General features: G+C 35.9%; 20 protein-coding genes. 1 reads left to right on the top strand and 19 read right to left on the bottom strand.

Annotated elements, in window-relative coordinates; translation table 11 throughout:
* Positions 1 to 97: 97 nt before the first annotated feature.
* The 7 genes from U5921_RS12495 to U5921_RS12465 all read right to left on the bottom strand — a co-directional run bounded on the left by U5921_RS12495 (position 98) and on the right by U5921_RS12465 (position 4,874).
* Positions 98 to 439, bottom strand: a complete 342-nt coding sequence (locus U5921_RS12495; protein WP_324823792.1) for a LytR/AlgR family response regulator transcription factor — start codon at positions 437 to 439, stop codon at positions 98 to 100.
* 115 nt (positions 440 to 554) lie between these two features.
* Positions 555 to 1,316, bottom strand: a complete 762-nt coding sequence (locus U5921_RS12490) for an amino acid ABC transporter ATP-binding protein (protein WP_324823791.1) — start codon at positions 1,314 to 1,316, stop codon at positions 555 to 557.
* A gap of 9 nt (positions 1,317 to 1,325) precedes the next feature.
* Positions 1,326 to 1,973, bottom strand: a complete 648-nt coding sequence (locus tag U5921_RS12485) for an amino acid ABC transporter permease (protein WP_324823790.1) — start codon at positions 1,971 to 1,973, stop codon at positions 1,326 to 1,328.
* A 77-nt stretch (positions 1,974 to 2,050) separates the two neighbouring features.
* Positions 2,051 to 2,902 carry an amino acid ABC transporter substrate-binding protein gene (locus U5921_RS12480; RefSeq protein WP_324823789.1) on the bottom strand — a complete coding sequence of 284 codons (852 nt, stop codon included), beginning with the start codon at positions 2,900 to 2,902 and terminating at the stop codon, positions 2,051 to 2,053.
* Between the two features lie 193 nt (positions 2,903 to 3,095).
* Positions 3,096 to 3,290: a DNA-directed RNA polymerase subunit omega gene (rpoZ, locus tag U5921_RS12475; RefSeq protein ID WP_324823788.1), complete on the bottom strand. Its 195-nt coding sequence runs from the start codon at positions 3,288 to 3,290 to the stop codon at positions 3,096 to 3,098.
* Positions 3,291 to 3,899 (bottom strand): guanylate kinase, encoded by a 609-nt coding sequence (gene gmk / locus U5921_RS12470; protein ID WP_324823787.1) that lies wholly within the window; start codon positions 3,897 to 3,899, stop codon positions 3,291 to 3,293.
* 90 nt (positions 3,900 to 3,989) lie between these two features.
* A complete protein-coding gene (locus tag U5921_RS12465; RefSeq protein WP_324823786.1) occupies positions 3,990 to 4,874 on the bottom strand; it encodes a YicC/YloC family endoribonuclease in 885 nt (294 codons plus the stop codon).
* Positions 4,875 to 5,013: 139 nt separating this feature from the next.
* Between U5921_RS12465 and U5921_RS12460 the strand changes: the two genes are divergently transcribed.
* A complete protein-coding gene (locus tag U5921_RS12460; protein ID WP_324823785.1) occupies positions 5,014 to 6,738 on the top strand; it encodes an Rqc2 family fibronectin-binding protein in 1,725 nt (574 codons plus the stop codon).
* A gap of 48 nt (positions 6,739 to 6,786) precedes the next feature.
* Here the strand turns inward: U5921_RS12460 and U5921_RS12455 are convergent, their stop codons facing one another.
* From U5921_RS12455 to U5921_RS12400, 12 genes are all read right to left on the bottom strand, one after another.
* Entirely contained in the window at positions 6,787 to 8,604 is a 1,818-nt protein-coding gene (locus U5921_RS12455) for an LTA synthase family protein (RefSeq protein ID WP_324823784.1), read from the bottom strand.
* Between the two features lie 617 nt (positions 8,605 to 9,221).
* Positions 9,222 to 10,019 (bottom strand): M55 family metallopeptidase, encoded by a 798-nt coding sequence (locus U5921_RS12450; RefSeq protein ID WP_324823783.1) that lies wholly within the window; start codon positions 10,017 to 10,019, stop codon positions 9,222 to 9,224.
* A 237-nt stretch (positions 10,020 to 10,256) separates the two neighbouring features.
* Positions 10,257 to 12,221 carry an FtsX-like permease family protein gene (locus U5921_RS12445; RefSeq protein WP_417765012.1) on the bottom strand — a complete coding sequence of 655 codons (1,965 nt, stop codon included), beginning with the start codon at positions 12,219 to 12,221 and terminating at the stop codon, positions 10,257 to 10,259.
* Positions 12,214 to 12,981: an ABC transporter ATP-binding protein gene (locus tag U5921_RS12440; protein ID WP_324823781.1), complete on the bottom strand. Its 768-nt coding sequence runs from the start codon at positions 12,979 to 12,981 to the stop codon at positions 12,214 to 12,216. Before U5921_RS12440 ends, U5921_RS12445 begins: the two co-directional genes overlap by 8 nt.
* Before the next feature lie 118 nt (positions 12,982 to 13,099).
* A complete protein-coding gene (locus U5921_RS12435; protein ID WP_324823780.1) occupies positions 13,100 to 14,116 on the bottom strand; it encodes a sensor histidine kinase in 1,017 nt (338 codons plus the stop codon).
* Complete coding sequence (locus U5921_RS12430; protein WP_324823779.1) at positions 14,113 to 14,784, bottom strand: response regulator transcription factor; 672 nt, start codon at positions 14,782 to 14,784, stop codon at positions 14,113 to 14,115. The genes U5921_RS12435 and U5921_RS12430 overlap by 4 nt, the downstream gene beginning before the upstream one ends.
* A 64-nt stretch (positions 14,785 to 14,848) precedes the next feature.
* Positions 14,849 to 15,469, bottom strand: a complete 621-nt coding sequence (locus U5921_RS12425) for a flavin reductase family protein (RefSeq protein ID WP_324823778.1) — start codon at positions 15,467 to 15,469, stop codon at positions 14,849 to 14,851.
* Between the two features lie 9 nt (positions 15,470 to 15,478).
* Positions 15,479 to 16,414, bottom strand: a complete 936-nt coding sequence (locus U5921_RS12420; protein ID WP_324823777.1) for an RluA family pseudouridine synthase — start codon at positions 16,412 to 16,414, stop codon at positions 15,479 to 15,481.
* The gene (lspA, locus tag U5921_RS12415) at positions 16,414 to 16,893 is read right to left on the bottom strand and encodes a signal peptidase II (RefSeq protein WP_324823776.1); all 480 of its coding nucleotides are present in this window, start codon (positions 16,891 to 16,893) and stop codon (positions 16,414 to 16,416) included. Before lspA ends, U5921_RS12420 begins: the two co-directional genes overlap by 1 nt.
* Positions 16,894 to 17,460: a DivIVA domain-containing protein gene (locus U5921_RS12410; protein WP_324823775.1), complete on the bottom strand. Its 567-nt coding sequence runs from the start codon at positions 17,458 to 17,460 to the stop codon at positions 16,894 to 16,896.
* A gap of 15 nt (positions 17,461 to 17,475) precedes the next feature.
* A complete protein-coding gene (locus U5921_RS12405) occupies positions 17,476 to 17,754 on the bottom strand; it encodes a YggT family protein (protein WP_324823774.1) in 279 nt (92 codons plus the stop codon).
* A 15-nt stretch (positions 17,755 to 17,769) separates the two neighbouring features.
* Positions 17,770 to 18,264 (bottom strand): cell division protein SepF, encoded by a 495-nt coding sequence (locus U5921_RS12400; RefSeq protein WP_324823773.1) that lies wholly within the window; start codon positions 18,262 to 18,264, stop codon positions 17,770 to 17,772.
* Between the last annotated feature and the right edge of the window lie 5 nt (positions 18,265 to 18,269).

Genomic DNA, 18,269 nt, shown 5'->3' with positions numbered 1-18,269 from the left:
ATTCAAGTAACTGCATGTGTGTGTTTTAATTATTTTTTGATGTTTTTTAGACATCCTTAAACACTATACACTAATTCTGTTTAAAAATCAATAAAAATCACAAGTTTCCCCGCAAATAATTCTGATAATATTCTCGGCTTTTCTTCCTGCGTTTTTGACTAATCGGGAGATTTTCTCCATTTTCTAACCAAAACCAAGCTGCCTGTAATGCAATTACCCTGTCCAAGTTTACAATATAGCTTTTATGGCATTGTAAAAAACTTTCATTTAAAAACGGCTGAATTTCTTCGAACTTCGCATAAAAGGTATGCTGTTCCCCTGATATCGTAATTATACAGGATAATCTTAAATTTTTACTAATATAGAGTACATCATGCAAATCGACTTTATAAATAATATTGCGTTTCTTTACCATAATTCCTCTCGTCTGTCCCTCCATACGTTTTCGCCCCCTTCATATGTATAGACGCAAAAAAAATTACAAAAATTGCACGATAAAAAATCTCTCTGCCGCATGCTATCAGCATAAACGGGAGAGAGACCATTAAAAATTCTTATTTTATTAAATTTAAAAAAGCTTTAATTCTCGCATGTTCCGGATTCACTAAAACCTGCTCTGGTGTGCCTTCTGCAACAACCTTACCGCAATCCATAAAAATAACACGATCTGAGATTTCACGAGCAAAATTCATTTCATGTGTCACAATAACCATTGTCATACGCTCACGTGCAAGCTGTTTAATGACTTGCAGAACCTCCCCGATCAGCTCAGGGTCCAGAGCTGAAGTTGGTTCGTCGAACAACATAATTTCAGGTTCCATCGCCAGTGCCCTCGCAATCGCAACACGCTGTTTCTGTCCGCCGGAGAGTTCAAATGGATAAGACTCTCTTTTTTGTAAAAGACCTACCTTTTTCAGTAAATTATCTGCAATTGCCTCTGCTTCTGCCCTGCTTTTGTTGTTTACAATCATTGGTGCTTCTATCAGATTTTCAATCACCGATTTGTGAGGGAAGAGATTAAAATTCTGAAACACCATTCCTAATTTATTGCACACAGATAAAATTTCCTTATTGCTGATATAAGTTGCTTTTTTTGTATTCGGATTTTCCTTTGCGATGTACGTACCATGAAAGCTTATGCTGCCACGGTCAGCCGTTTCCAAATGATTTAGGCATCTCAACAATGTGCTTTTTCCAGAGCCGGACGGTCCGATGATGGATACAATTTCTCCTTCTTTAACCGAAAAATTAATCCCCTGTAATACCTCAAGGTTTTTAAATTTTTTATATAAATTTTGTACAGAAATGACTTCCATGACTACCTCCTAACGATAATAAGAAAACTTTTTTTCAAGATACTTGAACAGTTGTATGATTCCCAATGTAATGAACAGATAAATAACTGCTGCAAAGAAGTACCATCGTATCTCAAAATAAGTAGTAACCATAGAATTTGTATTTTTTAAAATTTCAGGAAGGGTAATTGCTGAACAAAGAGCTGTATCCTTGATTAAGGTAACTGCTTCATTCCCCATTGGAGGCACGACCCGCTTTAATGCCTGAGGCAAAATAATCCTGCGCATTGTTTGATTATAATTCATTCCCAATGCTTTTGCCGCTTCATATTGACCATAATCAATCGATTGAATGCCTGCACGAAATATTTCTGTAAAATATGCTGCATAGTTTATTATGAAAGTTACACAAGCGGCTACGAAAGGCGAAAAAACAATTCCATAATACGGCAGACCAAAATATACAAAAAATAATTGTAAAAGAAGAGGTGTTCCACGAAACAACCATGTATATCCTTCTAAAATCCAAAGTAGCGGCTTACAGTTCGATAACTTGCCCATCGCACAAAGCACCCCTAATGGAATAGAAAAAAGAATCGTAGCTATGTAAACTTTAATTGCCACTACTGCTCCGCTTAAAATAAATCCTCCGACCTGATACAATACTTCTGTACTCAAACTAGACCCTCCTACAATCAAACGCAACTCAGGCTTCTCTTCTAAAAAAGCCCGAGTTGGCATTCTTCTCCAAAATATTATTCTACTAAATCTTCATCTGTTAACTTCTCAACGTCACGAATTACAATGTTTGATCCAAACCATTTAGTGGAAAGGGCTTCAATGCTTCCGTCATTCATCAATTCATCCAGTGCATCATCAATTGCTACACGTAAAGCAACACCGCTCTTACGGCATCCAATTCCATAGTATTCATCACCCATTGTTTCATCTAAAATACGGTAAGTATCTGGTTCCTGCGTCATGACATAACCGATTAAAATCTTATCAATTACAACGGCGTCCGTTCTTCCTGTTAAGTCCAAAAGTGCCTGCGGATAAGTATCATACTCTTTTAATTCTGCTAAAGTACTTTCGAATTCTTTATCTTTTTTAATCGCCTTTAATCCAGAACTGTTTGCTTGAACGCCCACGATTTTATCAGCTAAATCTGCTTTTGTATTGATTTTAGAATCTGCTTTTACAACAATCACCTGCTGATTATTTAAGTACGGCTTAGTATACTCTACTTTACCATTCCGCTCCTTGTCAATAGTATACCCATTCCAAATCACATCAATTTTATTTGATTCCAATGACATTTCCTTTGTCTTCCAGTCGATCGGTTGTACAACTGCTTCTACATCCAATTTTTCGGCTACAAGTTTGGCTAATTCAATATCAAATCCAGTTACTTCGCCACTTTCATTACGAAAGCCCATCGGTGGAAATTCATCATCACATCCAATTACCAAAGTTCCTTTTGCTTGAACATCTGTCAAAGATGTATCATCAACCGTTACTTCATTGGAATTTCCTTTCTTACCACATCCAGTTGCAAACACACCAATAAGCAACACTAATACCAATATCCAACTCCATCTTTTCATTTTATCTTTTCCTCCTAAATCATTATAAATTTCATTTTCTTGAATTCATATATTCATTATACTTTATCACGCTAAAATTGTAAAGCGATGAATTGATTTATTTTTTATAGATTTTAAGTAAACAGAAAAGAAAGGTTTTTTAATACTAAAAAAGACACTTTAACCTAAAATTAAAATGCCTTCTAAATCTTGCCTATTTATCTCTGTTATAGGTAATCAAATCCTCTGCTATTTCATTTGCAGCAATTGATACCGGCTTTTCTACTTCGATCTGGGTCAACTTTGGTTTTCCGTCAATCAGATCACGCGCACGCTTTGCGGCCATGACTACCAAAGTATAACGGCTATCCGCCTTTTTCTTAATTTCATTAATTGATGGATAAAGCATTTAAATTTCCTCCTTATATCGTTCAATTATCTGATAAATGTCTTGAGAAACACGAGAATGCTCTGCTTTCATAATACATGCAACACGTTCTACTGCTTCCGCAACTTCATTATTAATTACGCAATAATCATACTTGTCAATGTAAGACACTTCCTTTAAAGCCTCTCCTAATCGCATATTAATGGAAGCTTCCGTTTCAGAGCCTCTTCCCGTTATCCTTTTTCGGAGCTCTTTCATAGATGGCGGTAAAATAAATACAAAAATACCTTTTGGATACGTGTCTCGGATTTTGAGGGCTCCCTGAATATCAATTTCTAAAATAACATCCCTTCCCTGTTCTAATTTATCCATCACCATCTTTTTCGGTGTTCCATAATAATTGCCATAAACATATGCATATTCCAGCAAGCCATCTTCTTTTTTTATGTTATCAAATTCCTTTTGAGAAACAAAATAATAATTGACGCCCTCAATCTCACCGGGACGTGGATTTCTTGTGGTCATTGATACGGATAAATCTATATCAATTTCATCTAATAAACTTTTGCAAATCGTCCCTTTTCCCGCACCGGAAGGACCGGAAACAACAAACAACAAACCTTTACCCATGGATTTTCCTCTCTATTCAATTCACTACTATTTCATATGAATCTATAGAATACTCCATTTTTTTTCTTTTTGCAAGTAAAACATCTAAAATCATTCAATATTTTGCACTTGTTCACGAATTTTTTCGATTTCACTCTTTATATCCAGTACCACATTAGTTATCTGAATATCATTTGCCTTAGAACCGATTGTATTCGCTTCTCTATTCATCTCTTGCACTAAGAAATCTAACTTTTTTCCATCTGGCTGATTACTTTTTGATAAAATACTTTTTAGCTGCTGTATATGGCTGTCTAGACGAACCACTTCTTCCGTCACACTGCATTTATCGGCAAAGATCGCTGCTTCCAGCAAAATACGGTCCTCTGGAATCGTCACATTATTTCCTACCAATTCCTTAATTCTGTCTCTTAATTTTTCCGTGTAGGCTACGGTTACCTCCGGTGAACGCACTTCTATACCTTTTACCATTTCTCGGATGGAATCACCTCTTTTTTCAATATCTTCCGAAAGCTTCTTCCCTTCGATAACCCGCATTTCATTCAATCGCTTTGCTGCTTCTTCCACGGGAATGGATAAGCTTTTTAAAAGCTCCTCTTCATCTTCTAAATGAGGAACTGTCTTCATAACATCCGGCAAGGTTGCCAAAAATTGCAGTGTGATCTCACCTGCCACTTTAAAATCATTTTTTAATTCATTCAAATTATCATAATACTGCTTTGCCATCAAAGCATTCAACTTTACAGTTGTATCATTTTCAGTTATATTTTCCACCATAATGGAAACATCAATCTTACCACGTCTTGCTATGTTTTTTACAATTGCCTTCAATCGTTCTTCTACAAAAGAATAACGACGCGGCATTTTTATTGTCACATCACAATAACGATGATTTACTGACTTTATCTCTACAATTATGTTCCTTTTTCCGTCCGTGTATTCACTTCTTCCAAAGCCTGTCATACTTTTTATCATAAAAGCCTACCCTTCTTACATAATCTTCTGTATTCTGCTTTAAAACTCCACGTAATTCAACTACCGTTTTCTTAAAATTCATGTTATCATTGTATATTATACTACTTACTATAAAAATAATCTATAAGGAGTTTATTATATGAGCTTTGATGGTTTCGTTACGGGCGCAGTCGCTCGCCAATTGGATCAGACCTTAAATGGTGCAAAAATCGAAAAAATTTATCAACCGGAAGCGGATGAGTTATTATTTCATATTCATTCTAGAAAGAACAAATATAAATTATATCTGTCCTCAAACAGCAGTCACCCCCGAATCCACTTTATAGATGACTCCTCCAATAACCCGACGACTCCTTCTGGTTTTTGCATGCTTCTGCGCAAGCACCTGCAAGGAGGACGCATTGCATCGATAAAACAAAAAGATTCTGAACGTATTATTGAAATATCCGTGGATACCTTAGATGAGCTAGGTTTTTCTGTAAATAAAAAACTGATTATCGAAATTATGGGGAAGCATAGTAATATCATTCTCCTAAATCTAAATTCCAATCGGATTATCGACAGTATCAAACGTGTATCCATTGATGTGAGCCGTTATCGTCAAATTCTCCCGGGACAATTATATGTATATCCACCTTCCCAAGATAAAATATGTGCCTACACGCTTACAGAGTCAGAATTATCTGCTATTTTGCAGCACCGCAGTACGAAAATGCCAAAACATTTAATGAATCATATTCAAGGTATCAGTCCAGCACTTTCTGAAGAAATCTGTTATCGTGCCGGCGCCTCAGATGATATAACAGCTGAAAACCTTACAGTAAAAGATCTGGCTCCTGTATTTCAATCCTTAAGCAAAATGCAAGAGAGCGGAAAGATTACGCCAGTTGTATATTTCAATCAGGACGGAGTACAAGACTTTCACATTTTTCCGATCTCAGCATTACAAGAAACAATGGAAAGTAAGTCTTTTGAAGATGTTAGTCAGGCAATATCTTATTACTATTCACATAAAGCTTCTTCTAATCGTGTTCGTCAAAAATCTTCTGATCTTGAACGAACCGTTAACACTCAGCTCGACAAGCTTTATCTAAAAAAACAGCGGCTTTGCGATGATATCTTAAAAGCAGAGAATGCCGATATTTATCGTTTGTATGGTGAATTATTGACTGCAAATCTACACGCCATTGAAAATGGCGCTGAAAAAGCCACAGTTCTTAATTACTATGATAATCAATCGCTAAGCATTCCACTTGATCCTCGTTTTACCATTTCAAAGAATGCACAGCGCTATTATAAAAAATACGGTAAAGCCAAGACAGCCATTCGTGAAAAAAACATACAGCTTGAAGAAACAGATACAGATATTCAGTATTTGGAATCCGTTCTGACCTATATACGGAATGCAATTTCTTTTGAAGAAATTGAAGAAATTTTACAAGAATTAATAGAAGGAAATTATTTAAAAAAGAGGAAAAAGAACGAAAGAGAAAAAAAGAAAAAACCAATGCCATATTCCTATATTTCAAGCGATGGATTTCGCATATCAGTCGGCAGAAATAATAAAGAAAATGATTATCTGACCTTAAAATTAGCGGATCGCAAAGATTATTGGTTTCATACCAAAGACATTCCAGGCTCGCACGTTATTGTGTTTACAGAAGGAAAAGAAATTACAGAAACAGCTATACTAGAAGCCTCCGCTCTCGCTGCCTATTACAGTAAAGCTAGACAATCAGAAAATGTGCCGGTTGACTATACGAAAATAAAATTTGTAAAGAAACCATCCGGCGCAAAGCCCGGTATGGTAATTTTTACAGATAATCATACAATTTATGTAACCCCTAAAGATCTAAATTCTTAAAATGTAAATAAAAAACAATGGACCCTCGATCGAGAATCCATTGTTTTTTTATTCAGTTTCTATTGGGTCGCTCACATCTTCGTGTAATGAATCATCTGTCTGCTCATTGGAAGAACTCGGAACAATTGGCTCAGCTCCGTTGTCTTGAGAGTTTTTATCCTGAAACTCCAACGATGGATCTAACCCTTCCGGCAAACCATTCGGCCCAATAATAATTTCCTCAGAATCGTCCCCTTCTTCATCAATCATCCCCTCCTGATCAGAAGGCTCTTCTATTTCATTTTCTTCTTCCTCTTCCTCTTCCGTCTGGTCAGGCATAATCGGTTCTACTTGCTCAGGCATAGTCGTTGCTTTTTCCGGTGGATCTGTGACATTCACTCCTTCTGTCGGCTTATTGATCGAGCTTGGGTCATTCACAGAAGAAGGTTTTTTCAGTTTTCCTAGCATTTGGCCTATCGTATCATTTTTCAAATAGGATTGAGAACGCACAATCAATTGTTCCGCTCTAAGAGAATCAATTCGGAAATCCTCTATATCCACTTTATTTCCCGTTTTTATATTCCATGCACGTCCATTCTCAAAAACACCGTCCTTAGACATAACATAAAAAACATCATCCTTTACAAAGGAACCTTTCGGAAAATAAATACCCTCTGTAACAAATCCGCTTTTCGCAGTCATAAGATTCTGCCCTAAGTATAAGGTATCTAAGGACTCAAATCCCATTAAATAAGCAATCGTTGGAAGAAAATCTAGCTGCCCTCCTGAAATGCTGATTGTCTGCGTCACATCTTCACCCGGAATATGGATGATAAGCGGAATCCTTGCCATTTCATCCACATCATATTTTTTACCCAGCAATTTTTTCATAGATTTTTGAATATCCGGATCACTTGCCGTTAATCCAAAATGATCTCCGTAAATCGCAATGACCGAGTCATCGTAAAGACCACTCTCTTTCAGTCCTTCAATAAATTCTCCAATACATTTGTCCGTAAAACGCGCACTGTTTAAATAATTATATACAAGTGTCCCCTCATCCCCCTTTTTAGCAGGAATCGGCTCTTCTCCATCCGGGAGCGGAAATGGATGATGGTTGCTCAAAGTAATCAAAAAAGAATAAAATGGCTGCCTCATTTTTTGCATGTAAGCAATCGACTGGCGGAAAAAGTCGTCGTCACGAATTCCAAAGCCAACCACATCATCATAATCATAGTCTTTTTCACTATAAAACTTCTTAAACCCCAAAGCAGAATAAGCTCCGCAACGGTTCCAAAATTCTTTTTTATATCCATGAAAAGCTGCTACGTCATACCCTTTCTCATCCAATAGAATCGGCAGACCGCGATAGTGATTGTTATCATAAAGGGCGTATGTGCAATATTCTATCGCTCCATACAAGGAATTATTCGTTGCAAATTCTGCATCCGAAGTATTCCCCATAGCGACCTGCATATAATAATTGTCAAAATAAATGCTGTCGTTTTCAATCAGCTTATTCAGATTAGGTGTGACCTCAACTCCGTTGTATTCTCTTCCAATTAAAAAATTTTGAAAAGATTCCACCTGAATCACAATCAAATTCCTGCCTTTTGCCACACCATAGAGCGGCCCATCGTCAATTGATTTCTCATAAGCAAAATTTTGACTATTTGCTAAAACAACATCCGTGCCTCCAAAAAAATAATTGATGATATCTTTCACATGATAAGAAAAGAACTCTTGGTTTGTAATCGATTTACTTACTGTGCTGAAAGATGAAGAGCTTATTAAAATTGTAATCAGGATAATCGATAAAATAACTTTTACATATCTTGATTTACGAAATTTCTCCCATGTTATGTTTTGATTTTCGTTATCTTTCACTTATTTTCCTCCGATTTTACGGTTTTATATCATATTGATACATATATATCTTATTGATTTTTTCTGTCAGTGTCAATATCTTGTTACTTCATAACACTAAAATGATTAATTATTACATAAATGTAAAAAATTGTTGATTTTTGATTTTTATGAACTTATTATAAAGATAGCTTCCAAAAAATAAAAAATACTAATTGGAGTCACAGAAAGGTTTATAGAAATGCAAAATGAAAAAAGTTTAACACATCGTGTCAAGCATGTATCAAAACAAAAAACTTGCACCTTATGCGGCAGTGAAACTACCGATGCTCAATTTAAAGGGCACAAAATTTGCTTCCGTTGTCTAGAATTCGTTAAAGCTAATTTTTGACCGAAACTTCTCGTATTTGGTTCCCCAACCGATTTATTTTTTGGAAGCGGTCATAGTAGAGTGCAGCTAACTGATTATATAGGGACACTGCACTCTCCCATTTTCTTCACACTGTCATTATTGGCAGTACTTCGTTTTTTAACATTTTTGACACGATATGAAACCAATAAAGTTATAGAGTTTACCAAAATTATTCGGCTGAACTTCTTCTATTATAGGATTATCATATTTTTATAAATTTCATTATCTAAATTCCTGTCATGAAGATGCGTGCAATCATTAATTCTTCTGGGGTTTTCGCTGTATATATCACGGTATTGCAATCCATTTGAAAGGCTCCCGGATACCAAGATGCACTCCTTGCATGTTGATGATCCTTAAAATGAATTTCCATCTTATATTCATCTTTTATCGGGATCAACGCGACCCCCGCTTTTAATCCGGCCTGCACACCCTCTTCAATTCTTTCAACCGCTTCTTCTGGATGAATATTCCAAGTAGCATTTCCAATCCCTGTTTTGGTTGCTACTGTAACAATACCAGGGTAATTTTTTTTCGCAATCTCACACATTCCGTTATCTCCTGAAAGAAATACAGACGGTACTTTATTCGCGGCTGCCCAAAGGGCATTTAACGAAAACTCTGAAGTCAACTCTCCGTTAATTTTAATCCAGTGAAATAAATCGTGCCGGATCGTGTGAGCCAAAGGACTCGTATCGCTTCCCTGCGGAGAATGATAGCCTATATAAGCAACTGCATCAAAACTATCATCTAGTCCCGCCATCATGGATGCAGGTGATGACATCCAGCCTCTAATCAACTGTACTCCCTTTGGCAGCATCGTCTGCTTAATATTTAAAGCATTTTCATGTCCGTCTTTGATAACCACTTCATACCCAAGCTCTATCGCAGCTCTGCATGCAGCTGCAACTTCTGAAGTCATTTGATGGCATGCTTCTTCATATCCCTGCCCTCCATATTGAGTCTCACACCAATTAGTTACTCCAGCTACGCCTTCCATATCTGCACTAATAAATAATTTCATCTTTATTCTTTCCTCCGCATCCCATAAGGATTTTTTAACATTTTTCTACAATTTTCACCTTATTTCTTTTTTCTTCGTTTTTGACTAAATTCCTCTTTCCTTATACCATTATTTATTATTAATTATGTTTAGAACAACCACGATCTTCTTCTAAACTGCATTTTGAAGTGTTGTATAAAAGAAAAGTGAAGCTTCCTGCTTTTGTAGCAGTTCTGCTTCACTTTTCTTTGTTTTTTATTAATTTACTATTTTATAATACTCTTTTGCCGTAATACTGTACACAATTCCATAAATAACTGAAAAAATCAATATTGTAATGATTGTACAAATGACAAATAAGGATACATTGGTTAAGTGAAATAATGCGAGTAATTTCGAAATCATAGGAAATGCAAACATGACATGGATTACTGCTGTGGCGAGCGGGAGAAAAAATACAATCATGATCTGGCTCTTAATTGAAGCACGTACCTCTTTCTTACTCATTCCCACCTGCTGCATAATTCGAAACCGGTTTTGGTCTTCATATCCTTCTGAAATCTGTTTATAGTAAATAATCAAAACCGTAGCCATTAAAAAGAGTACAGATAAGAAGCATCCTATGAACAAAAGCCCTCCATAGATAAAGAGATAATCCGTATCAGCATCCCATCGAGTAAAGACAGAAGCTTCACTTTCATTATCTTTTAAAGCCTGATTGATTTTTTCTATAAATTGACCCCGTTCCTCTTTATCGCCTGTAAAATCAAAAGAAACATAACTGTTTATTACTCTCTTACTAGAAACTTCATTCGATATTTCCTCTAAAATAGAATGAAAATCTGATTCTACCAGTGCAATAATATAATCATCTCTCGATATGCCTGCCATAGATAACCCGAGATGCGGCAATTTAGAACCTGTCTGCATCACCTGATACGTATTACCAAATATAGTACATTCCTTTGATTCATAAGAAGTACTATTTGCGTTGATTAAAACTTCATTTTCTTTTAAAATGATATTCTCACCAGAGAGACGGTTATAATCCTCTAAGGAGATAAAGTACAAGCTTCGGTTTGAACTCTGATAATCACTTCCAACAAATTCCGTTCCTTTTTGCTGTGCAGAATATATAAGGTAATCTAAGCCGATTAGATTTTTTATATTTAAATCAAATGTCTGATCGTTTTTTTCTAACATTTCAACAATTTTTTCTGCATTTCCATTTTCCTTACTGCTTTCTCTCAGTTGTATTTCTTGTGGGTACTGGTCCAATAAAGTATCTTGCTTCCCAGCATAAAGACATACGGTCGTTGAGAGCATAATCAAAACCATCGTCGATAAAATGCAAATATTTGAAAGTCCCACTGCATTTTGCTTCATACGATAAATCATTGAGGAAACGCCTATAAAATGTTTTGTCTGATAGTAATATTTTTTATTTTTTCTCGCTGCTTTTAAAAGTGCTATGCTGCCTGCAATGAATAGAGCATACGTTCCAATGATGACGAGCAAAACCGCTATAAAAAACCAGTTTAAAGCTTCAAGTGGTGACTGAATAGAAAGAGCCATACCGTATCCGGTTCCTAGTGTAAGAAATCCAATCAGAGCAATAATCCACCTGGTCTTTGGTTCGCGTTCTCCTACTTGAGCGCTCCGCAATAGAGAAATCGGCTTGGATCGATAAATTTGTCCTAAATTAAAAAGGAGCACCAACACAAAAACTCCGCCAAATAAGCTTACAGTTGTATAAATTGCTTTTACTTCTACCGTAAATTGAACGGCATTCGAAAAATTTAATAGTTTAAGTAGAATTAAAAACATCAGCTTGCTTATTATCATTCCACTAAGGAGTCCGCATACCAAGCAGAATAAATACAATCCTATTGTCTCATAAAATAATATTTTCCCAATGTGTTTTTTCCCCATACCTAAAATATTATACAGACCAAGCTCTCTCTTTCTTTGTTTCATGAGAAATTGATTGGTATAAAACAAAAAAATTATCGAGAAAAAGCCAATGATATAAATCCCTAGTCTTAAAATGACTTTTAGCTGTGCACCAGCGTAAATGGTATCGACTCCTTGATTCTGATAAATAGAGCATAAAATATAAAACATCATAATCGTTCCAATCACGGCCATCATAAAAGGAACATACAGCTTGGAGTTTTTCTTCATATTTGACAGAGCCAGCTTTGGGTAAAATACTTTATTCAACCTCATTCCCCCCTGTCGCAATTAAGATTAGTGTATTTGATATTTTTTCATACATTTGCTCATTTGACATGGATGCTTTGTAAATTTGGTGAAATACTTCTCCGTCTTTAATAAAAATCACACGTTTTGCGTGGCTTGCCGCCTTTGTACTGTGCGTTACCATCAAAATAGTCTGCCCTTCTTCATTAATCTGTGAAAAGAGCTTGAGCAAATGATCGCTTGCTTTGGAATCCAATGCCCCGGTCGGCTCATCTGCAAGTACCATCTGAGGCTTTGTAATCAAAGCTCTCGCTATAGCTGCCCTCTGTTTTTGTCCGCCAGATACTTCGTATGGAAACTTTTTTAAAAGTGGCAGTATATCAAGCTTTTTTGCGATTGGAAGAAGTGCTTCTTTCATCACTCCATAACTTTTCCCGGCCAGTACTAAAGGAAGAAAAATATTATCCTCTAGAGAAAAAGTATCCAGTAAATTAAAATCTTGAAATACAAAGCCAAGATTTTTTCTACGGTAAGCAGAAATTTCACTTTCCTTTATTAAAACTGTATTTTTTCCATTTAATACTACATCTCCTGAAGTTGGCTTATCTAAAGATGCCACAATATTCAACAAAGTCGTTTTTCCTGACCCTGATTCCCCCATGATTGCGACATATTCTCCTTCTTCAACAGAAAAGTTCACATTGCTGAGTGCCTGAACCTGATTTGCACCAAAGCGTGTTGTATAAACCTTTTTTAAATTCTTTACTTCTAACAACGACATATTTCCCTCCATCTTCTATCTAAAATACCTTTTGATAGATATAGTATAAAAAAAAGATAAAATCTCTGCCATGCATTTGGCTTACATTTTATCTTTCAAGCTTTCAATTTTGTAAGGTTTATTCAATTTCAACTTCTTTGGAAGATAAATCTAAAATTACTTTTGTTCCGCAATTTGGTTCTGATTCAATAAAAATTTTATGCGAAAGCTTTTTCAAAATCTGAAGGCATAAATACAATCCGAGCCCGCTTGCTTTTTTATGCATCCTCCCATTATATCCTGTAAATCCCTGTTCAAAGACACGTGGCAGATCTTCTTGGCTGATGCCAATTCCAGTATCTTCTATAACAAGCTGCTTTTCAGCATCAGGCTTCATATAAATACAAATATCTCCTTCATTTGTATATTTTAAAGCATTCGATAACAGCTGCTCAATGACAAAACAAAGCCATTTTTCATCCGTCAGCACGTTCGCATTTAACGGCTTTAATGTAAAACGAATGTGTTTATAAATAAAAACAGACGCATATTTTTTTACGGCTTGTCTCACAATTTTTTCAATATCGTATTTTTCCAACATTAAATCCGAAGACATGTTCTCAATCCGAAGGTACTGTAATACCATTTCAGCATACTGCTCAATTCGAAACAACTCTTGCCGTAAAGACATACTTTTTTTTGAATCATCGGATTGCAAAAGTAGACTCATAGCTGTAATCGGTGTCTTAATCTGATGCACCCACAACGTATAATAGTCCATCATATCCTTTCTCGATATAGAATAAGTGGATTCCATAATCTGTTTTTTTAAAAAAAGTTCTTTTAAAAGAATTTGATAATCCTTTTCTATATTCGTTTTAGCTTCAGGAAGTTGTTTTAAATCAACCGCTATTCCATTTTTTATTTCTAGCAGGGACTTATGTTTTTTATATTGAATTAGAATATCGTAAGCTATAAAAAAACATCCCAAAATTGCACAGAGAAATGCTGCATAACCAACGGCTTCAATGGGAAGATCATATAAGAAAAATACAGATGTGAAAATAAGACAAAACATTCCATACAAAAATATATGCTTTATATGTTCCTTAAAATAGGAAATGATAAAATATAAACTCTGCTCTTCTTTTTTCATTCGATAAAGTACCCAATGCCTTTCTTCGTCTTTATGAAGTCAGTAAGCCCAATATCTTCAAGTTTTTTTCGAATCCTTGCAATATTTACAGTCAATGTATTATCATCAACAAAATTATCATCTTCCCAAAGCCTCGTCATGATACTATCTCTTGAAACGACCGTTCCTGCTTTTTCGAATAAAATCTGCATCAATTTAAAATCATTTTTGGTCAATTCAATTTTTTCATTTTCGTAGGCTAAGGTTGCACTTGATATATTTAAGATCACACCTTTATGCTCCATGACATTCACTTGTCCAGACAAAGAATAGCTTCTTCGCATCAGAGCTTGTATTTTCGCAGTCAATACACTTAAATCAAACGGTTTTGCAATAAAGTCATCCGCTCCCATGTTTATCGCCATTACAACATTTAAATTGTCCGCAGCGGAAGATAAAAAAACAATCGGCACACTGGAAATTTTTCGAATTTCCGTACACCAATGGTATCCATTCAAAAAAGGTAAAGAGATATCCATCAATACCATCTGTGGATTAAAGCGAATAAATTGTGCCATTATTTCTTTAAAATCCGTAATATACGTCACATCATATCCCCACTTTGACAAGTGTTCTTTCAATGCCTCCGCAATCACAAGTTCGTCTTCAACAATTAAAATACGGTACATATTTTCTCCATTTTATCTGATAGAAGTACGCCCCTATTTGGTAAATCAGACCTACGTTCTATCCTTATCTCTTCTGATATTTAGAAGCAGTCCTTTCAAGTATTCTTCGTTTTTTTGTTTTCTTTTTCATGATCGAATAGCCAAAACTGCCTAATGGTTTTCTCCCAAGTCCAAAGTATTCTCCATGGCTGTAACAAATCAGCCCTGCTTTTTCTAACTGAAACCGTCCTTTTTCATTAATCAGAGTATCATCTGCATGAACCGCAACAATCTCTGCTAAAAACATATCGTGTGACGGAAAACTTAATATCTCTTTAACTTTACATTCTAAATTGACAGGCGACTCCTGTATCATAGGACACTTCACAATCTCACCTTGAAAGGGAGTCAATTCCATTTCTTTAAATTTATCTACATCCCGACCAGATTTCACCCCGCAATAATCTGTCTGCTTCACGAGCTTCTCCGTTGTCAAATTGATTACAAATTCTCTCTCCCTATAAATAATTGCATGAGAATACCTTGATTTCCTCACTGAAATATACGCCATAGGAGGTTCTGAATTTACAATCCCAGTCCATGCTACAGTAATTAAATTTCTTTTTTCAAGAGAAGCCCCACACGATACCAAAACCACCGGTACAGGGTTTAGCATCGTTCCGGGCTTAAATAACACCTTGCCCATATATTATACCTATTTCCGCTTTCTTAACTTTTCTAAAACAGCTTCAAATTCCTCTGGTAAATCACTTTCAAATTCCATATAGTCTCCACTTACAGGATGAATAAATCCTAAAACCTTCGCATGCAGCATCTGCGATTTGACTCCAAATATTCCCTTTTTAGGTCCATACACCTCATCTCCCAAAAGTGGATGTTTTTTGTACGCCATATGCACTCGAATTTGATGGGTGCGACCCGTTTCTAACTTTGCTTCAATATAAGTAAAATCGCCAAACCGTTCCAATACAGTGTAATGTGTTACAGCATGCTTGCCATTCTGTGTTGTAACTGCCATCCTCAATCGATTTTTCGGATCTCTTCCAATTGGTGCATCAATTCTCCCTGTGTCTTCCGAGAAGTTATGATAGACGATTGCACGGTAAGCACGCGTTATTGTATGTTCGGAAAGTTGCTTTGTCAAAGAGCGGTGTGCCGTATCATTTTTTGCTATCATAAGAAGACCACTGGTATCCTTATCAATCCGATGCACGATCCCCGGCCGGATCACGCCGTTAATCCCGGACAAATTCGTACAGTGATACAACAGCGCATTTACTAAAGTACCTTCTGTATTCCCCGCAGCAGGATGCACAACCATACCCTTCGGCTTATTTACCACCAAAAGGTCTTTATCCTCATAAACAATTTTCAAATCGATGTCTTGTGCTTCTACTTTTAGTTTCTGCGGCTTCGGCAAAGTAACTGAAATAAAATCTCCTTGACCCACTTTATATTTTTTGGAAGACTGTACCTTACCATTTACCTTTACTTGTCCTTCTTCAATTAATTTTTGAATATGATTTCTTGAAACGTCAGATATCAGACCAGGTAAAGCTGCATCTATACGCTTGCCAGCATTTGATTCATCTATTTCAAAACTATGAATTGTATTTTGTTCCTCTGTCATCACTCTTCCTCACCACACTGAATTTGTGCCTTCTTATGCAAACGTGGCTCCCAATACAAAATGAAAAAGCTAAACAAAATGCAACCGCAGACAACTGCAATATCTGCAATATTAAAAATCGGCCAGATTCGAAAATCAAAAAAATCAACAACATAGCCTTGAAGTGCACGGTCGATAAAATTCCCGATTCCGCCCCCGATAATGAGTGCTACACTGATTAAAAACAGGATATGTCCTGTTTTCCTTTTCCATAGCAGATACAAAAACATTCCAATGATAACCAAACCGGTTACTGATAATAAAAAAATCTGATGATTTTCTAGAATTCGAAAAGCTGCCCCGTAATTATGAATGTACGTAAAGTGAAAAATACCATCAAGAATCGGGATGGTATGATTTAAATCCATATTCACCTGTACCAAATACTTTGTAACCTGATCCAATGCAACTACAGCTGCAATTATAACAACATAATACAACTAGCGTTTATCTCCTATTCTTAGATTCGTAATCGTTTTGAAATTCCCTGCACCATCTTCATCTTGAAAAATCTCACCTTTTGTAATTTCCTGAAGTTCCTCCATATTCTCGTCTGCAAAAATTTCAGTGCTTAAAATATCAAATTTTTGCAACTCTGATTCCAAAAGAGTTTTATATCGTGTGCGGAAAATACCAAGCCGGCTTTTCAAGGACTGAGATTCTTCTGTCAATCTTTCAACCGACTCTTTTGCTTCTCTCAAAATCAACTCTGCATCCAATTCTGCATTTTTCACAAGAATCTGTGCTCTTTTTTCTGCACTGGCAGAAATATCTCTCATTAGAGATTTCGCAGCCTCTAATGTCTCTAATACAGCACTCTCCGATTTTTTATATGTCTCTAAATCTGCTGTTAAATTTTTTATTTGATCTTTTAATTTTTCATTTTGATCTATTAAATTTTCAAAATCTAAAGTAAGTAGATCTAAAAATCCATCCACTTCCTCTTCTTTATAACCACGTACACCCTTGCTAAATACTTTGTTTTGAATATCAAGCGGAGTAATCATAATAAACCTCCTCGGTTAAAATAATAGCAGCAATTTAGCCAAAACGCTTCCAAGTAATTGTAGCGCAAAAATTGCAACCAATGGTGCAAAATCAATTCCTGTCCGATAGGCAATACTGGAAGTCAACTGCCGAAAAGGATTAACGATCGGTTCCGTTAAAGCATGTAACATGCAATAATATCGGTAGAAACTACTCCCCGGTCTTACAAACCAGCTCATCAAAGCTTCTATAAAAATAAGAGTAACTACAATTTCAATAAAATAGCTGATCGCTCTAGCTAATATATATGTCATCCATTCCCCCTCCTATTATCTCCATGGGTTCTTTATATTATCGGAATAATTTAAATTTTTCTGATCTATAGAAGATGCAACATCAACATTTTCTGGAGCGAAGACAAAAATATTATTTGCAATTTTTTCAACATTTCCGTTCAATGCATAGGTAGCGCCGCTCAAAAAATCAAATATTTTTCGTGCCGTGTCTGATTCCAATTTTTCCAAATTGATAATAACTGGTTTTTTCGCTTTTAAATTATCTACAAGTTTCGGGCTCTCATCAAAGGATTTTGGTTCGATAACCACCATTTTAAATTGATTTGTCGTTCTGGGATTCGTAACGTTTTGCATAGCCACCACCCTGTTTTCCTTTAGTTCTTTATTCTCATTTTTTTGTTGATTATAAGAAGAGCGAACCTCCCTTGGCTTCCAGTCCATGGTCTCTTCTTCTTCATCTTCATCTTCCTCATCAACTTCTTCAATTCCCACCAGCATCTTCAGCTTGTTGAAAATTCCGTCTCCCATTGTCT

It is taken from the genome of Sinanaerobacter sp. ZZT-01 (assembly GCF_035621135.1).
Classification (GTDB): domain Bacteria; phylum Bacillota; class Clostridia; order Peptostreptococcales; family Anaerovoracaceae; genus IOR16.
Note: the sequence above shows the minus strand (reverse complement) of the source record. Positions and strands in the feature narration are given on the sequence as shown.